15 protein-coding genes are annotated in these 16,140 nt (G+C 72.0%); 9 read left to right on the top strand and 6 right to left on the bottom strand.

All coding sequences use genetic code 11. The features are described from left to right. Positions 1 to 52: 52 nt before the first annotated feature. The 5 genes from HNR20_RS00710 to HNR20_RS00690 form a co-directional block, all read right to left on the bottom strand. Positions 53 to 628 carry a GNAT family N-acetyltransferase gene (locus tag HNR20_RS00710; protein WP_184175425.1) on the bottom strand — a complete coding sequence of 192 codons (576 nt, stop codon included), beginning with the start codon at positions 626 to 628 and terminating at the stop codon, positions 53 to 55. Beyond that, positions 618 to 2,696 carry a penicillin acylase family protein gene (locus HNR20_RS00705; RefSeq protein WP_184175422.1) on the bottom strand — a complete coding sequence of 693 codons (2,079 nt, stop codon included), beginning with the start codon at positions 2,694 to 2,696 and terminating at the stop codon, positions 618 to 620. The genes HNR20_RS00710 and HNR20_RS00705 overlap by 11 nt, the downstream gene beginning before the upstream one ends. After that, on the bottom strand, positions 2,693 to 3,481 hold the full coding sequence (locus HNR20_RS00700) for an ABC transporter ATP-binding protein (RefSeq protein ID WP_221310016.1): 789 nt from the start codon (positions 3,479 to 3,481) through the stop codon (positions 2,693 to 2,695). Before HNR20_RS00700 ends, HNR20_RS00705 begins: the two co-directional genes overlap by 4 nt. A 65-nt stretch (positions 3,482 to 3,546) precedes the next feature. Further along, entirely contained in the window at positions 3,547 to 4,575 is a 1,029-nt protein-coding gene (locus HNR20_RS00695; RefSeq protein WP_184175419.1) for a FecCD family ABC transporter permease, read from the bottom strand. Next, complete coding sequence (locus tag HNR20_RS00690; protein ID WP_221309652.1) at positions 4,572 to 5,684, bottom strand: FecCD family ABC transporter permease; 1,113 nt, start codon at positions 5,682 to 5,684, stop codon at positions 4,572 to 4,574. Before HNR20_RS00690 ends, HNR20_RS00695 begins: the two co-directional genes overlap by 4 nt. 72 nt (positions 5,685 to 5,756) lie before the next feature. Between HNR20_RS00690 and HNR20_RS00685 the strand changes: the two genes are divergently transcribed. The 6 genes from HNR20_RS00685 to HNR20_RS00660 are packed head-to-tail and all read left to right on the top strand — an operon-like array spanning position 5,757 to position 12,607. Continuing rightward, positions 5,757 to 6,788 (top strand): ABC transporter substrate-binding protein, encoded by a 1,032-nt coding sequence (locus HNR20_RS00685; RefSeq protein WP_184175415.1) that lies wholly within the window; start codon positions 5,757 to 5,759, stop codon positions 6,786 to 6,788. A gap of 4 nt (positions 6,789 to 6,792) precedes the next feature. Beyond that, positions 6,793 to 8,331: a pyridoxal phosphate-dependent decarboxylase family protein gene (locus HNR20_RS00680; RefSeq protein WP_184175412.1), complete on the top strand. Its 1,539-nt coding sequence runs from the start codon at positions 6,793 to 6,795 to the stop codon at positions 8,329 to 8,331. 23 nt (positions 8,332 to 8,354) lie between these two features. Then, positions 8,355 to 9,632 carry a lysine N(6)-hydroxylase/L-ornithine N(5)-oxygenase family protein gene (locus HNR20_RS00675; protein WP_184187776.1) on the top strand — a complete coding sequence of 426 codons (1,278 nt, stop codon included), beginning with the start codon at positions 8,355 to 8,357 and terminating at the stop codon, positions 9,630 to 9,632. After that, positions 9,629 to 10,222: a GNAT family N-acetyltransferase gene (locus tag HNR20_RS00670; protein ID WP_184175410.1), complete on the top strand. Its 594-nt coding sequence runs from the start codon at positions 9,629 to 9,631 to the stop codon at positions 10,220 to 10,222. The genes HNR20_RS00675 and HNR20_RS00670 overlap by 4 nt, the downstream gene beginning before the upstream one ends. Next, entirely contained in the window at positions 10,219 to 12,057 is a 1,839-nt protein-coding gene (locus tag HNR20_RS00665; RefSeq protein ID WP_308425484.1) for an IucA/IucC family protein, read from the top strand. Before HNR20_RS00670 ends, HNR20_RS00665 begins: the two co-directional genes overlap by 4 nt. A gap of 49 nt (positions 12,058 to 12,106) precedes the next feature. After that, positions 12,107 to 12,607, top strand: coding sequence for an anthrone oxygenase family protein (locus HNR20_RS00660; RefSeq protein WP_308425485.1), 501 nt, complete (start codon positions 12,107 to 12,109; stop codon positions 12,605 to 12,607). A gap of 33 nt (positions 12,608 to 12,640) precedes the next feature. Here HNR20_RS00660 and HNR20_RS00655 read toward each other — a convergent pair whose 3' ends face one another. Then, positions 12,641 to 13,114 (bottom strand): MarR family winged helix-turn-helix transcriptional regulator, encoded by a 474-nt coding sequence (locus HNR20_RS00655; protein ID WP_184175406.1) that lies wholly within the window; start codon positions 13,112 to 13,114, stop codon positions 12,641 to 12,643. 136 nt (positions 13,115 to 13,250) lie between these two features. On the opposite strand from HNR20_RS00655, the gene HNR20_RS00650 reads away from it, so the two are divergent. From HNR20_RS00650 to HNR20_RS00640, 3 genes are all read left to right on the top strand, one after another. Beyond that, positions 13,251 to 13,811, top strand: a complete 561-nt coding sequence (locus HNR20_RS00650) for an NADPH-dependent FMN reductase (protein ID WP_184175404.1) — start codon at positions 13,251 to 13,253, stop codon at positions 13,809 to 13,811. Positions 13,812 to 13,916: 105 nt separating this feature from the next. Further along, positions 13,917 to 14,822: a LysR family transcriptional regulator gene (locus HNR20_RS00645; protein WP_184175402.1), complete on the top strand. Its 906-nt coding sequence runs from the start codon at positions 13,917 to 13,919 to the stop codon at positions 14,820 to 14,822. Between the two features lie 25 nt (positions 14,823 to 14,847). After that, on the top strand, positions 14,848 to 16,137 hold the full coding sequence (locus HNR20_RS00640; RefSeq protein WP_184175400.1) for an MFS transporter: 1,290 nt from the start codon (positions 14,848 to 14,850) through the stop codon (positions 16,135 to 16,137). Positions 16,138 to 16,140: the final 3 nt, after the last annotated feature.

Here is a 16,140-nt window from a genome sequence, read left to right as displayed (position 1 = left end):
CCGGTCGGGGTGCTTCGCGCATCCCGGCCGGCGGCCGGTTTCGTGCCTGACGTCAGCCGGTGGTGGTCCCTGGTCGGTCGAGGAAGAGGAGGCGGGCGCCTTTGTCCGGAAGGTCGATCAGTGGCCCGAGCCGGAACCCGGTGCGCAGCAACCGCCTGATGGCCCGGTCGTTGCGGGCGTCGGGCTCCATGACGACCCGCAGCCGGCCCGGATCGGCGAGGACGAAGTCGAGGATCGCGCCGAACAGCGCACCGGTGAACCCGCGCTCGACCCCCGTCGACGGTCCGATGAGCAGGTGGACGCCGACGTCGCCGGGGCGTACGTCGTAGCACTCGCCGACCGGGTCGGCCTCGGGCTGGTAGGTCTGGGCCAGCGCGGCCGGCACGCCGTCCCGGTGCACCAGGTACGCGTGATGGGTGGTCGACGAGTCCAGGTACGCGTAGATCTCGTGCACCCGTTCGCGGCTCGCCTCCCGCATGCCCCAGAAGCGGGCCCGATCCTGGGTGACCCACCCGTGCAGCAGGTCGACGTCCTCGTTCGGGCGCACGGGGCGGATGGTGACCACCCCGAACCCGGTGACGTCACGCCGGTAGTGGTGCTGGTCAGGCGTCGTGGTGTCAGCGCTCATCTGGCTCCTCCGTCAGCTGATCCCAGTCCGTGATCACCGGCAGCAGTTCGCCGGCCAGCCAGGCGGGGCTCTGGTCGTCGTGGTGCGGGTCACCGGGCACTCCACAGCTGCCCAGCGGCACCACCCAGCGGCTGTCCCAGCGTTGGGCCAGGTCCCAGACGAAACGCGCCGCCGGCCCGCGGAAGCACCAGTGGGTGACCCCGGGCACGCTGGAGGTGGCCAACACGCAGTCGTGGTCACCGTCGAGTCGGGGCCCGGGCCCGCCGTCCGGGTCGGGCAGCGCCCGCCACGGCAGCAGCCGGTGCAGGTCACCCCAGCGCACCTGCCCGGTGGATGCGTCGGCGACCTCGTCGGCCGCCGGGCGGACCAGCGCGGCCACGTCCACGCCGGGCAGCGGGGTCGCGCCGAGCAGGTGCTCCAGCGCGTAACCGACGCGCGGCGTCAGCGCCAGCCAGGGCGCGAACACCTCCGGGTACGCGGGCGGCTCGGCCAGCGCGGCCAGCGCCGGGTGGGCGGCGATCCGGCGTACGACAGCGGCCCGCAGAGTGGCGAAGTCCGCCGCGTCGGTGCTGTCGGCGGCCATCCGCCGATCCCAGCGCAGCAGCCGTTCGCGCAGCGCGGTGGCGGCCGGGCCGAGCCCGGTCGACTCGGCCAGCACCGCCAACAGTGCTCCGGCCGAGCCGAGGTAGGTGTCGGTGTGCACCGTCGCCATCTCGTCGGCCGTCCAGGCAGCACCGGCGTCGAGCAGTTCGGCGATGCGGTGTGCCCGGTGCGGCGGGGCGAACTCGACCCCGAGCGGTGTGGCCAGCCCTCGCTCGTTGGCCATCACCGCCCGGCCGACCACCTCGGCCCGGGGCAGCGGCGCGTACCAGCCCTGCCAGGTGTGCGCGGCCTCCCAGGCGGGAACCACCCGTCGGCCGTTGTCCGGATGTCGCAGCGGCACCGCCCCGGCGACCCGGTGCAGCAGCCCACCGGCGGTGTCCGCCGCCTGCACCACGTTGACCGGCTCCACCCAGTGCCGCAGTGCGTGGTCCACATCGGACACCGTGCGGGCGCGGAGCAGCTCCGGCAGCGTCGCGAAGCCGAGCTCGGCGCGCACCCGCGGCGGGTAGCGCAGGCTGATGGCCGTCTCGTCGTCCGGCGCGCCCACGATCACCGGACCCCGGTCGGTCTCCACCACCTCGACGTCGACCGGGTCGGCCCCGGCCACCTCGATCGTCTCGACGTGGGAGTGCACGGACCGCCAACCGTCCGGGCCGAGAGCCTGCACCTGGTTGCCGTGCCGGCGCAGCCGCTCGGCGTACAGGTCCTGGTAGTCGGCCATTGCGTTGGTGATCGCCCAGGCCACCGCGCCGGTGTGCCCGAAGTGCGCGATGCCCGGCACGCCCGGCACCGCCAGCCCGACCACGTCGTACTCCGGGCAGGCCAGTCGGATCTGCTGGTAGACGCCGGGATCCTCGATGAACCGGTGCGGGTCGCCGGCGAGCAGCGCGGCTCCGGTGCCGGTGCGCTCGGCGGCGAGCAGCCACCCGTTGCTGCCGGCGACGGCCGGCCCGTCGGTGGCGAACGCCTCGACCGCGTCCGGGCCGAGCCGCTGCGCCACGTGCTCGCGCCAGAGCTTGCTCGGGAACCCCGCGAACAGGATGTGGTGGCCCAGCCAGACCGCCAGCGGTGTCCACGGCTCCCAGCGGCCCGGGGACAGCCCGGTGGCGGCGAACTCCGGCGCTCGGGCCGCCCCGGCGGCGAGACCGGCGTTGACTCCGGCCACGTAGGCGTCCACCCACTCGGTGGTCGCCTCGTCGAGCGCCGCGTGGCAGCGGCGTGCGGTGTCGTCGAGCCGGACCTGCCGGACGAACCGGTCCCAGCCCAGCGCGTCGACGCCGAGGAACGCCGCGCTGGTGCCCTGTGCGCGGTGCCGTTCCACCTCGATCTGCCAGGCCCGGTCGTACGCGGTCACCCGGCCCTGCTCCGCCGCCAGCGCGAGCGGGTCGTCGGCACGCAGGTGCGGCACGCCCCACGGGTCGCGGAAACGCCGCCCGCCGCTCTGCCTGGTGGTTCGCCCGCTCACGCCGACTCCCGGACGGTGGCGGTGTTCCGGCGTCGGGCGGCGGGGACGACCAGCGGGGTGCCGGTCTCCGGGTCGTCGATGACCCGGCAGGGCAGCCCGAACACCTCGGCCACCAGATCGGCGGTGACCACCGCCGCCGGCTCTCCGGCGGCCACCACGCGTCCGTCGCGCATGGCGATGAGGTGCGTGGCGTAGCGGGCCGCGTGGTTCAGGTCGTGCAGCACGGCGACCAGGGTGCGCCCCTGCTCCTCGTGCAACCGGGCGCAGAGGTCCAGGATTTCGATCTGGTGGGCGATGTCGAGGTACGTGGTCGGCTCGTCGAGCAGCAGCAGGGGGGTCTGCTGGGCCAGCGCCATGGCGATCCAGACCCGTTGCCGCTGCCCGCCGGACAGCTCGTCCACCGGCCGATCGGCGAGGTCGTCGACGCCGGTCGCGGCCATCGACTCCTCGACGACCCGTTCGTCCTCGCGCGACCACTGCCGCAGCAGCCCCTGGTGGGGGTAGCGGCCCCGGGCGACCAGCTCGGCGACGCTGATGCCGTCCGGCGCGATCGACGACTGCGGCAGCAGGCCGAGCGTTCGGGCCACCTTCCGGGCCGGCAGATCGTGGATGTCCCGCCCGTCCAGCAGCACCGCGCCGGCGCTCGGGCGCAGCATCCGGGACAGCGCGCGCAGCAGCGTCGACTTGCCGCAGGCGTTCGGGCCGATGATCACCGTGAACGAGTTGTCGGGCACCGCCACGGTGAGGTCCTCGGCGATGGTCCGCTGGTCGTAGGCGAGGGTCAGCGCGGTGCCGCCGAGCCGGGATTCGCGGGGGTGCACAGGTGCTCCTTCGAGGGCGTCGCGAGTGTTCACAGCCGGCCCGCCCGGCGTTCCAAGGCCAGCAGCCAGACGAGGTAGCCGCCGCCGATCACTCCGGTCACCACACCGACCGGAAGTTGGTGCCCGGGAAAGGCGCGTTGGGCCAGCAGGTCGGCGCCGACCAGCAGCGCCGCGCCGACGGCCATCGACGGCAGCAGGTTCGGGCCCGGCGCCCGGGTCAGCCGTTTCGCCACGTGTGGTGCGACGAGCGCCACGAAGGACACCGGCCCGGCGGCGGCCGCCGCGAACGAGACCAGCAGCACCGCCGCGGCGAGCAGCACCAGGCGTAGCTGCCGTACCGGCACGCCGAGGGCGCTGGCCGTGTCGTCGCCCAACTCCATCATCCGCAGCGCCGGGGCGCAGCCGACGAGCACCACGGGTGCCAGCACGGCCAGAACGGCGAGCAGCGGCCCGGCGTTGGCCCAGCCCCGCCCGTCCAGGCTGCCGGTGAGCCAGAGCACCGCGCGGGCGGCGTCCATCAGCGGCGCCCGGGTCAGCAGGTAGCCGTTGACGCCGGTGAGGATCGCGGCGACGCCGATGCCGACCAGGATGAGCCGGTAGCCGTGCACTCCGCGTCGCCAGGCGAGCGCGTAGATCACCACTCCGGTGCCGAGCCCACCGGCGACGGCGGCGCCGGCCAGCGCCAGGCTGCTGCCGCCGAGGACGACCACCACCAACGCGCCGGTCGACGCGCCCTGGGTGAAGCCGAGGATGTCCGGGCTGCCCAGCGGATTGCGGACCAGCGACTGGAACACCGCGCCGGCGAGAGACAGCGCGGCACCGACCAGTAGGGCGGTGACCAGCCGGGGCAGTCGTAGCTCGTGCACGATGAACTGCTCCGCCGGGGTGCCGCCGCCGCTCAGCGTGCGCAGCACGTCGGCCGGGCCCATCGGGTAGTCACCACTGCCGAGAGCGACCAGGCTGAGCCCGGCGGCGAGCAGCGCGGCACCGACGCCGACGGCCAGCGCGCGGGGGCGGAACCGCAGCGACAGCCCGCCGGGGGTACGGAGAACGGTCACGGATGAGCCACCCGTCCACGAGCGACCAGCCACAGGAAGAGCGGGCCGCCCAGCACGGCGGTCACCATGCCGACCTGAAGCTCCCCGGGGCGGCCCAGCACCCGGCCCAGCACGTCGGCGCCGAGCAGCAGCACCGGCGCGAGCACCGCGCAGTACGGCAGCAGCCAGCGCAGGTCCGGGCCGGTCAGTGCGCGTACCAGGTGCGGCACGAGCAGCCCGACGAAGACGATCGGGCCGCACGCCGCTGTCGCCGCACCGCAGAGCAGCGTGACCGCGACGATCACGGCGGCGCGGATCAGCGCGGGTCGGGCGCCGAGCGCCCTGGCCGCGTCGTCGCCGAGGGCGAGCGCGTTCAGCGGGCGGGCGGCGGCGAGCGCCACCAGCAGGCCGACCAGGATGAACGGCAGCACCCGCGTCACGGTCGCGGAGTCCGCGCTGGCCAGCGAGCCGACCGTCCAGAACCGCAGCCGCTCCAGCGAGGCCGTGTCCAGCAGCATCACCGCGCTGACGTACGAGTAGAGGGTGGCGTTGAGCGCCGCACCGGCGAGCGCGAGGCGGGCCGGGGTGGCGCCCCGTCCGCCGCCGACGGCGTAGACGAGCGCGGTCACCACCGCCGCGCCGAGCATCGCGAACCAGACGTATCCGCCGACGGCGGTGACGCCCAGGAAGGCGGCGGCGGTGGCGACGGCCGCGGACGCGCCGGCGTTGATACCGAGCAGCCCGGGGTCAGCGAGGGGGTTGCGGGTGAGGGCCTGCATGACCGCGCCGGCCACGCCGAGCGCGGCTCCGGCAAGCAGCCCGAGCAGGGTACGCGGCAGGCGCATCCGGTGCACCACGGCGTACTCCGTGGCGTCGCGTTGCAGCAGCCCGGACCAGACGTCGGCGAGCGGCATGGCCTTCGCTCCGACCGCGATGCTGAGCACCACGATCACGCCGAGCAGCGCCACGGCGGCGACCAGGCCGGCGGCGCGGGCCGCGTGACGGCCGCGCCGCGCCGGGGGTACGGGCGTGTCCCTGGCTGGCACCGATGGTGCCGGCCTGGTGACGGTGGGTGTGGCGTCCAGTGTGGGCTCCGGGGTGGTGGCGACGCGGCGAACCGCTGTTGACAATAACCGAGGTTAGGCTAACCTAACCCCGCTGCCCCGGTCGAACCCGACCAACCCTGATCGAAAGACAACACCATGCCCGATGCCCTGTCCGCCCGCCGTCTCTCCCGCCGTGGCCTCCTGGCCGCCGGTGGCGCCGCCACGCTGGCCGCCCTGCTCGCCGGCTGCGGCAAGGACGACACCGCGAAACCCGTTGCCGGCACCGGAAGTGGCCCCTGGTCGTTTACCGACGACCGCGCCAAGAAGGTCGAGGCGGCGACCCGTCCGGCCCGCGTGGTGGCCTTCACCGGAGTCGCGGCAGCCCTGATCGATTTCGGTCTCGACAAGCAACTCGTCGGCGTCTTCGGGGAAACCAAACGTGCCGACGGAACGGCCGACCCGCAGGCCGGCGACCTGAACATCGAGGCCGTCGAGATCCTCGGCAACGTGTGGGGCGAGTTCAGCCTGGAGAAGTACGCGGCGCTGCGCCCCGAGTTGCTGGTAACCCACATGTACGACCCGGACGCCCTCTGGTACGTGCCGGACGAGAGCAAGGACAAGATCCTTCCGCTCGCGCCCAGCGTGGCGATCACCACCGCCCGCGTGCCGATGACCAAGCCCATCGAGCGGTACGCCGCGCTGGCCGAGTCGCTCGGCGCGGACCTGTCCGCGAAGAAGGTCACCGACGGGAAGGCGCGCTTCGACGCCGCCTCCGAAGCGGTCCGGCAGGCCGTCAAGGCCAACCCCGGGATCAAGGTGATGGCCTGCTCCGGCAGCCCCGACCTCTTCTACGTCTCCAACCCGAAGGTCAGCACCGACCTGATGTACTTCGCGGAGCTGGGCGTCGACATCGTGGTCCCCACCAAGCTCGAAGCCGGCGACTACTTCGAGGCGCTGAGCTGGGAGAGCACCGGCAAGTTCCCGGCCGACCTGATCCTGCTGGACAACCGCAGCACCGCCCTGCAGCCCAAGGACCTCACCGCCAAGCCGACCTGGCAGCAGCTGCCGGCGGTCAAGGCCAACCAGGTGACCGCGTGGGACGCGGTGCCCCGCTTCTCGTACGCCGGCTCCGCACCGTTGCTGGAGAACCTCGCCACCGCCATCCGCGCCGCGAAGAAGGTCAGCTGACACCATGACTGTGCCGACGTACCCCGTCGAGACCACCGTGGCGCCCCTGGCGCCATCCGCTGCGCGGGCCCACCTGCTGCATGACGGCTCGGTCGAGCAATACCGGCAGACGATCGCCGACGGCGTCGACCGGGTTGCCCGCCGGGTGGCCACCGTGGATCGTCCCGGCACCGGGATCACCCCGGCCGAGCTGTCCCCCCTGGTAGACCGGGTGGACCTGGACCGGCCGCTGGGCGACGCCCGTGCCGCGCTGGACGAGCTGGAGGACGTCTACCTGCGCGACGCCGTCTGGTTCCACCACCCCCGCTACCTCGCCCACCTCAACTGCCCGGTGGCGATCCCGGCGCTGCTCGGCGAGGCGGTGCTCACCGCCGTGAACTCGTCACTGGACACCTGGGACCAGAGCGCCGGGGCCACCCTCATCGAACGGCGGCTGATCGACTGGACCGCCGAGCGGATCGGCCTCGGTCCCGCCGCGGACGGCGTCTTCACCAGCGGTGGCAGCCAGTCCAACCTCCAGGCGCTGCTGCTGGCCCGGGAGGAGGCGTGCGCCGAGGCGATCGGCCCGGCCGCGCGCGCCGAGCTGCTGCCCCGGCTGCGCGTCCTCACCTCCGCGGCCGGTCACTTCAGCGTGCAGAAGTCGGCGAAGCTGCTCGGCCTCGCCCCGGACGCGGTGATCGCGGTGCCCACCGACGCCCGCCGGCGGATCCGGCCGGCCGCCGTCCGCGAGGAGATCGCACGGTGCCGGCAGGCCGGACTGGTGGTGATGGCCGTCGTCGGCACCGCCGGCACCACCGACTTCGGCTCCATCGACCCGCTCATCGACCTGGCCGGGATCTGCGCGGCGGCCGACGTCTGGCTGCACGTCGACGCCGCGTACGGCTGCGGTCTGCTCGTCTCGCCGACGCGGCGGCACCTGCTCGACGGCATCGAGCGGGCCAACTCGGTGACCGTCGACTTCCACAAGTCGTTCTTCCAGCCGGTCAGCTCCAGCGCGCTGCTGGTCCGCGACCGGCGGGCGCTGCGGCACGCCACCTACCACGCCGACTACCTCAACCCGGCCAGGATGGTGGAGCAGCGCATCCCCAACCAGGTCGACAAGAGCCTGCAGACCACCCGCCGCTTCGACGCTCTGAAGCTCTGGCTGACCCTGCGGGTGATGGGTCCGGACGCGCTCGGCTCGCTCTTCGACGAGGTGGTCGACCGGGCCGCCGACGCCTGGCAGTTGGTCAGCGAGGACCCGCGCTTCGAGGTGGTGACCCGCTCCGAGCTGAGCACGGTGGTCTTCCGCTACCTGCCCACCGGCCCGGGCCGGGAGCTGGCCGACGCCGCCAACCTGCACGCCCGGGAGGCCCTCGCGGCGTCCGGCCTCGCCGTGGTCGCCGGGACCCGCGTCGACGGCCGGCACTTCCTCAAGTTCACCCTGCTCAACCCGGCCACCACCGTCGACGACGTCGGCCAGGTGCTCGACCTGATCGCCAGCCACGCCGGCCGGTACGTGCACGACCACGTCGCCGCCGACCTGACCTGCCCCGTCGGCTGACGCCGATGACCATGGAGACCTCGATGTCCACCCACGACTTCATCGCCGTCGGGCTCGGCCCGTACAACCTGGGTCTGGCCTGCCTCACCGCGCCGATCGACGAGCTGGACGGGGTGTTCCTGGAGGCCCGGCCGAGCCTCGCCTGGCACCCCGGCATGTTGCTGGAATCAGCCCGGTTGCAGACCCCGTTCATCGCCGACCTGGTCAGCCTCGCCGATCCGACGTCGCCGTACTCCTTCCTCAACTACCTCAAGGAGATCGGCAGGCTCTACCCGTTCTACATCCGGGAGAGCTTCTACCCGCTGCGCAGCGAGTACGACGCGTACTGCCGGTGGGCGGCGGCGAAGCTGCCGAACCTGCGCTTCGGTCAGACCGTCACCACCGTGGAGTACGACGCCACCGACGAGCGGTACGTGGTGCGGGCCAGCACGGGCACGGGGGAGACCGTCGAGTATCGGGCCCGGCACCTGGTGCTCGGCACCGGCACCCCGCCACACCTGCCCGACGCTGTCGCCGACCTGCCGGGCGACGCTGTGCACAACTCCCGCTACCTGGAGCACCGGACGACACTGCGCACCAAGCGCAGCATCACCGTGGTGGGCAGCGGGCAGAGCGCCGCCGAGATCTACCACGACCTGCTCGGCGACATCGACCGGTACGGCTACCAGCTCAACTGGGTGACGCGTTCGCCGCGGTTCTTCCCGCTCGAATACACCAAGCTGACGCTGGAGATGACCTCACCGGACTACGTGGACTACTTCCACGCGCTGCCCGAGGCGACCCGCTACCGGCTGGAGTCCGATCAGAAGGGCCTGTTCAAGGGGATCAACGCCGACCTGATCAACGACATCTTCGACCTGCTGTACGCGCACAGCGTCGACAAACCGGTGAACACCCGCCTGCTCACCAACACCGAGCTGGTCGGCGCCGGCTACCAGGACGGGGAGTACACGCTCAGGTTGCGTCAGGTCGAGCAGGAGCGGGACTACGCCCTGCGTACCGAGGGCCTCGTCTTCGCCACCGGCTACCGCTACCGGGTGCCGGAGTTCCTCGCGCCGGTGCACGAGCGGATCCGCTGGGACGCGCACGGCCGCTTCGACGTGGCCCGCAACTACAGCATCGACCACAGCGGGCGGGGTATCTTCCTGCAGAACGCGGGCACCCACACGCACAGCATCACCTCACCGGACCTGGGCATGGGCGCCTACCGCAACTCCTGGATCATCCGCGAGCTGCTCGGCCGGGAGCACTACCCGATCGAGAAGAGCATCACCTTCCAGGAGTTCGGGGTGACGTCGTGAGCATCGTCTTCACCCACGCCGACGATCGGCTCGGCGAGTTCGCGCTGCGTCCGCTCGACCCGGTCGCCGACGCCGCGCTGGTGCGCACCTGGGTGACCCATCCGAAGGCGGCGTTCTGGCTGATGCAGGACGCCGACGAGGCCCAGGTGACCGAGGAGTACCAGCGCATCGCCGAGCACCCGCACCACGACGCGTACCTCGGGCTGTGGCGGGGGAGTCCCGCGTTCCTCGCCGAACGCTACGACCCGGACCACGTCGAGCTGGTCGGTCTCTACGACCACCAGCTCGGTGACGTGGGCATGCACTTCCTCTGCGCGCCCGTCGGCACACCGGTGCACGGCTTCACCCGGGCCGTGCTCGGCACGGTCATGGCCTGGCTCTTCGCCGACCCGGCGATCAGGCGGGTGGTGGTCGAGCCGGACGTGCGCAACACCGCCGTGCACGCGTTGAACGCCGCCGTCGGCTTCGAGGTCGTCGGCCCGATCGCCAAGCCCGAGAAGGAGGCGCTGCTCAGCGTCTGCACCCGGGCACAGTTCCAGGCCGCCGCCGAGCGCGCTGATACCACCCGAATCGAAGGAGCCCCGGCGTGACCGCCACCGCCGTCCCCGCCCAGATCGCCGCGCTCGCCGCCTCCGGCGACCCGGTCGGGCATCTCACCCCGCAGCGCTGGGCCCGGGCCAACCGGCTGCTGGTCCGCAAGGCGCTCGCCGAGTTCACCCACGAACGGCTGCTCACCCCGGAGCCCGTGCCGGGCCCCGACGACCGGCAGTGGTACGAGGTCCGCAGCGACGACGGCGCGGTCACGTACCGGTTCGCGGCGCGGGTGCTCGCCCTGGCGCACTGGCAGATCGACGCGGACAGCATCACCCGGCACCGCGACGGCAACTCGCTACCGCCCGACGCGGTGGACCTCATCATCGAGCTGCGTGGCGCCCTGGGGCTCTCCGCGCGGGTGCTCCCGGTCTATCTGGAGGAGATCACCTCGACGCTGGCCGGTACCGCGTACAAGCTGGCCCAGGCCGCGCCGAGCGCCGCCGAGCTGGCCGACGCGGACTTCCAGACCATCGAGACGTCGATGACCGAGGGCCACCCCTGCTTCGTGGCCAACAACGGCCGGCTCGGCTTCGGCGTCGACGAGTACCACAGCTACGCCCCGGAGGCCGCCGCACCGATCCGGCTGGAGTGGCTCGCCGCGCACCGCGACCACTCGACGTTCAGCAGCGCCGCCGACCTCGACTACGACACGCTGATCGACGGCGAGTTGGACGCGGAGACCCGGGCCCGGTTCGCGGCCACGATGGCCGGCCTCGGCCTGGACCTCGCCGACTACCACCTGATCCCGGCGCACCCGTGGCAGTGGTGGAACAAGCTGGCGGTCACCTTCGCCGGGGAGCTGGCCGCGCGCCGGCTGGTGCACCTCGGCCCCGGCCCGGACGTGTACCTCGCCCAGCAGTCCATCCGCACCTTCTTCAACGTCTCCGAGCCGAGCCGGCACTACGTGAAGACCGCGCTGTCGGTGCTGAACATGGGCTTCATGCGTGGGCTGTCGGCCGCTTACATGGCGGCCACCCCGGCGATCAACGACTGGTTGGCCGACCTGATCGCCGGCGACGAGGTGCTGACCGGCACCGGCCTGACCGTCATCCGGGAGCGGGCCGCGGTGGGTTACCGGCATCAGCAGTACGAGGCGGCGACCGACCGCACCTCCCCGTACCGGAAGATGTTCGCCGCTCTGTGGCGGGAGAGCCCGGTGCCCGACCTGGCGCCGGGACGGCGACTGTCCACGATGGCCGCGCTGCTGCACGTGGACAGCGACGGCGGCTCGCTGGCGGCGGCGTTGATCGCCCGGTCCGGGCTGGCGCCCGAGGTGTGGCTGCGCCGCTACCTGGACGCCTACCTGACCCCGCTGCTGCACAGCTTCTACGCCCACGATCTGGCCTTCATGCCGCACGGCGAGAACGTCATCCTGGTCCTCGACGAACGGGACACCGTGGAGCGGGTGATCTTCAAGGACATCGCCGAGGAGATCGCGGTGATGACCACCGAGGTCGAGCTGCCCGCCGCGGTCGAGCGGATCCGGGTCGACGTGCCCGACGACACCAAGCTGCTGACCATCTTCACCGACGTGGTGGACTGCTTCCTGCGGCACCTGAACGCGGTGCTGGTCGAGGCCGGTGTGCTCGCCGAGGACGACTTCTGGCGGACGGTCGCGGCCTGCGCCAGCGACTACTTCGAGCGGGTGCCGCACCTGGCCGAGCGGGTTCGCCACTACGACCTGTTCGCACCGGAGTTCACGCTGTCCTGTCTCAACCGACTCCAGCTGCGCGACAACCAGCAGATGATCGACCTGGCCGACCCGTCGGCCGCGCTCCAGTTCGTCGGCACCCTCACCAACCCGCTGGCCGCCCACGCCCCGGCCCGGTGACAGCTGGCGCGTTTGGTCCGGGCGTGTCCGAACGGGTGCAATGGGGAGCATGGGATTCCTGAGTACCGCCAGCCTGCTCGCCGCCACCCTGACCACCGGCCTGACCGCCGGGCTGTTCGCCGCTTTCGCGTACGCGGTCATGCCCGGTCTGGGGCGCACCGACGACCGGACGCTGGTGCTCGCCATGCAGCGGATCAACGAGTCGATCCTCAACGGGTGGTTCGCCGTCTGCTTCGGGGGAGCGCTGCTGTTCACGCTGCTGGCGGCGGCGCTGCACCTCGGTGCCGAGCGCCGGGCGGTGCTGCCGTGGATCGTGGCCGCGCTGGTGCTGTACGTGGTGGTGCTCGGCGTCACCGCCGTGGTCAACGTACCGCTCAACAACGTCCTGGCCCGCGTCGGCGACGTCGACCGGGTCACCGACCTCGCGGCGCTGCGGGCGCGCTTCGAGGTCACCTGGGTACGCGGCAACGTGGTCCGCGCCGTCGCCTCGACCGCCGCGTTCGGGCTCCTCGCCTGGGGGCTGGTCGCGGAGGGTCGGCTGCCCAGCTGACCCTCCGGGCCGGGCGGGCCGGTCGGGCGTCGTTCAGTCGGTTGTCCCGGGCGTTCCCGCCCCGCGGAACGCCCGGGCCAGCTGGGCGAGGTCGAAGCCCTCGAAGTGCTGCAGGAACCGCCGGCGGACGGCGGCCAGGTGGCTGGGCCAGGACTCCTCCAGGCGGGCGAAGCCCGCGTCGGTGAGGACGGCGTTCCAGCCCCGGGCGTCCTCCTCGCAGCGCTCCCGCTTGACCAGACCCTGCGTCTCCAGCCGGATGATGGTGCGGGTCATGCCGCTGAGCGAGAGGTGGCAGGCCGAGGCGAGCTCGTTCATCCGCATCCGCCGACCCGGCGCCTCCGATAGGTTCATCAGTGCGCTGTATTCGGTGAGCGGCAGCTGACGGTCGTTGACCATGTCGGCGTCGATCGTGCGGGGCAGCACGTACATCACGTGGCCCAGGGCGCGGACCAGGGCTTCCTCGTCGGGCGTGAGGGGTTGCAGCGGCTCTGCGGAGGGGTCGGACATCCTCATATCATAGTTGCTTGACTGAGCAACTGCCTACTCTGAGTGTGATCGTAACCATGCTCAGAGCATTTGCTTGACCAATCAAGCACCGGCTAGCGTTCACGTCGCCAGGCAAGGACTTCTGAAAGGTGCCAAAATGACCAGGATCGGAATCATCCTCGGAAGCACCCGCCCGGGGCGCAACGGGGAAGCCGTCGCTCGCTGGGTGCTCGAGATCGCCAAGCAGCGTTCCGACGCGGATTACGAGCTGATCGACCTGCTTGACTACCAGTTGCCGCACCTCGACGAGGCTTACCCGCCGTCGATGGGCCAGTACTCCCAGCCGCACACGAAGCGGTGGGCCGAGACGATCGCCTCGTACGACGGGTTCATCATCGTCACCCCCGAGTACAACCACTCCACCTCGGGTGCCCTGAAGAACGCGATCGACTTCCTGTACGCCGAGTGGAACAACAAGGCCGTCGGCTTCGTCAGCTACGGCTCGGTCGGCGGCGCGCGCGCCGTGGAGCACCTGCGTCTGATCTCCGGCGAGCTTCAGATGGCCGACGTGCGTTCGCAGGTCGCGCTGTCGCTCTTCACCGACTTCGAGAACTTCAGCGTGTTCAAGCCCAACCAGTTCCAGCAGGACGCGCTGACCACCACCCTCGACCAGGTGGTCGCCTGGAGCACCGCGCTGGCTCCGCTGCGCCAGGCCTGATCGTTTCGAGCACTTCCGGAGACGGTCGCGGGATCCTCCCGCGGCCGTCTCCGTCTGCCCACTTCCCGGCTGGTCAGGCACGCCGTGCCGCTACAGTCTGTCCTTGTGGCCACCCCTGAGCTGCGGCAACTGCGATACTTCCTGGTCCTTGCGGAGGAGCTGAGCTTCACGCGAGCCTCCGCCCGCCTGATGATCGCCCAGCAGTCGCTGTCCCAGCAGATCACCGCGCTGGAACGCACCCTCGGAGTGAAGCTGTTCGCCCGCGACTCCCGCGGCACCACCCTGACCGACATCGGCGCCCTGTTCGTGCCCGAGGCGCGGGCCGTGCTGGACCGCGCCGACGAGGCCGTCGCCGTCGTGGGACGGGCCCTGCGGGGCGAGGTCGGCACCCTCCGGCTCGCCTTCCTGACCACCGTCGCCAACCACCTCCTGCCCCCGGTGGTCCGGGCGGTGCGCGACCAGCTTCCCGATCTTCACCTGGCCACCGAGTCCACCAGCATCGCGTCCCTGGTCCAGGGTGTCCTCGGCGGCCAGTACGACGCCGCCTTCACCCGGACCACGCTCGTTCCCGGCCTGCAATCCAGGAGCCTGGCGACCGAACCGGTGTGCGCCGTGCTACCCGAGGGCCACCCGCTCGCCGGCCGCGCCGAACTGGAGCTCGCCGACCTGGCGGACGAACCGTGGGTGACGACGCCGCGCAGTTCCTGGGAACCCTGGCACCACGCCTTCGAGGAACAGTTCCGGGAAGCGGGCTTCGCGCCGAACATCGTCCAGGAGGAAGCGAGCGTGCAGAGCCTTCTCGGCCTGGTCGCCGCTGGGCTCGGCGTCACCCGGCTCGCCAGCTCGGCAGCCAGCCTGCGCCGCACCGGCGTGGTGTTCGTCCCGCTGACCGGCGCCTACGCGCAGACCGAGATGGTGTGGCTGCCGGACAACACCTCACCCACCCTGCACCGGTTCCTGGACGTGGTGACGGAACTCGCGGCCACGACCGACCTCACCAAGACCGGCTGACGGCAGCGCCACTACTCTCGTCGCGATGAGCCGAACTGTCTCCGCTGGCCGGGCTCCGCTGTGGCGGGACCGCACGTTCGGCACGTACTGGGTGGCGCAGGCACTCTCCGCCGCCGGCGACTCGTTCGCCTACCTTGCGGTGCCGCTGCTGGTTCTCCAGGCGACCGGGTCGGTGGCGCAGATGGGTCTGCTCACCGCCGTGGCGGGTGCGGCGTCCGTCGCCGCCGGGATCTTCGGCGGGGTGCTGGTCGATCGGTACGACCGGCGCACCCTGATGATCGTGGCGGACCTGGTCCGGTTGGTGCTCTATGGACTGGTGCCACTGATCTGGCTCGTCGGCCCGGAGGTCTGGCTGCTCTTCGTCGTGCTACCGATCTGCGAGGCGGCCGGCATGGTGTTCCAGGTCGCCGCGGTGACCGCGGTCCGCAACCTCGTCGACTCCGACCGGATCACCGAGGCCAACGGCCGGCTGCAGGCGACGTACGCGGCGACGGCCGTCCTCGGGCCGCTGCTCGCCGGCGTGGTGTCGGCTCGCTTCGGCCCGGCGATCGCCATCGCCGTCAACGCGGCGAGCTTCGCGCTCTCCGCGACCGGTCTGTGGCTGATCCGACTACGACCCGTGCGGGCCGACGACGCCGCACCGGCAACCCGGGAGAGACCGCTGGTCGAGTTTCTCGCCGGTGCGCGGTTTCTGTGGCGACAGCCCGTGCTCCGCGCCCTGACCGTCCTGTTGTCGGTCTTCATCTTCCTGACCTACGGCTTCACCGACGTGCTGATCTACCACGTCACACACGACCTCGGCGGCTCCGAGGGCACCGTCGGCATCGTGCTCGGCCTGGCGGCGCTGGGCACGGTCGTCGGCGCGCTGCTGGTAGCCCCGCTGCGCCGTCGTCGCGGCTTCGGCCCGACCTGGATCGGCGCGCACACGATCTGCGGCTTCGCGGTGGCGGGCGTCGGCCTCGCGGCGACCGTACCGGCGGTCACCGCGCTGACCGCGGTGTATCTGTGCTGCCTCAGCATCGGCGGGATCTGCTCGATGTCGCTGCGCCAGGAGATCACCCCCGACCACCTGCTCGGCCGGGTCACCTCGGCGTTCTGGAGCACGCACTACGCCCTCGGGCCGATCGGCGCGGCCGCGATGACCTGGGCCGCCGGCCGGTACGGCGTCCAGGTGGTCACCCTCGTGGCGGGGGCGGGGTGCCTACTGGTCGCGGCGGGTGGTCTCTGCACCCCGATCCGCCGCGCCGCCACGGGCCCAGCCCCTGTGCAGCCAGGGCTCCGCGCGGCCCCGGCCGGCGGCACGGTCAGTGGTTGAGAC

Source organism: Micromonospora parathelypteridis (assembly GCF_014201145.1).
In the GTDB taxonomy this organism is placed as follows: domain Bacteria; phylum Actinomycetota; class Actinomycetes; order Mycobacteriales; family Micromonosporaceae; genus Micromonospora; species Micromonospora parathelypteridis.
Note: the sequence above shows the minus strand (reverse complement) of the source record. Positions and strands in the feature narration are given on the sequence as shown.

Excerpts from the sequence above, each read along its gene's own strand:
- HNR20_RS00710 (WP_184175425.1), bottom strand. The coding sequence starts at position 628 with ATGAGCGCTGACACCACGACGCCTGACCAGCACCACTACCGGCGTGAC.
- HNR20_RS00685 (WP_184175415.1), top strand. The coding sequence starts at position 5,757 with ATGCCCGATGCCCTGTCCGCCCGCCGTCTCTCCCGCCGTGGCCTCCTG.
- HNR20_RS00680 (WP_184175412.1), top strand. The coding sequence starts at position 6,793 with ATGACTGTGCCGACGTACCCCGTCGAGACCACCGTGGCGCCCCTGGCG.
- HNR20_RS00675 (WP_184187776.1), top strand. The coding sequence starts at position 8,355 with ATGTCCACCCACGACTTCATCGCCGTCGGGCTCGGCCCGTACAACCTG.
- HNR20_RS00660 (WP_308425485.1), top strand. The coding sequence starts at position 12,107 with ATGGGATTCCTGAGTACCGCCAGCCTGCTCGCCGCCACCCTGACCACC.
- HNR20_RS00655 (WP_184175406.1), bottom strand. The coding sequence starts at position 13,114 with ATGTCCGACCCCTCCGCAGAGCCGCTGCAACCCCTCACGCCCGACGAG.
- HNR20_RS00650 (WP_184175404.1), top strand. The coding sequence starts at position 13,251 with ATGACCAGGATCGGAATCATCCTCGGAAGCACCCGCCCGGGGCGCAAC.
- HNR20_RS00640 (WP_184175400.1), top strand. The coding sequence starts at position 14,848 with ATGAGCCGAACTGTCTCCGCTGGCCGGGCTCCGCTGTGGCGGGACCGC.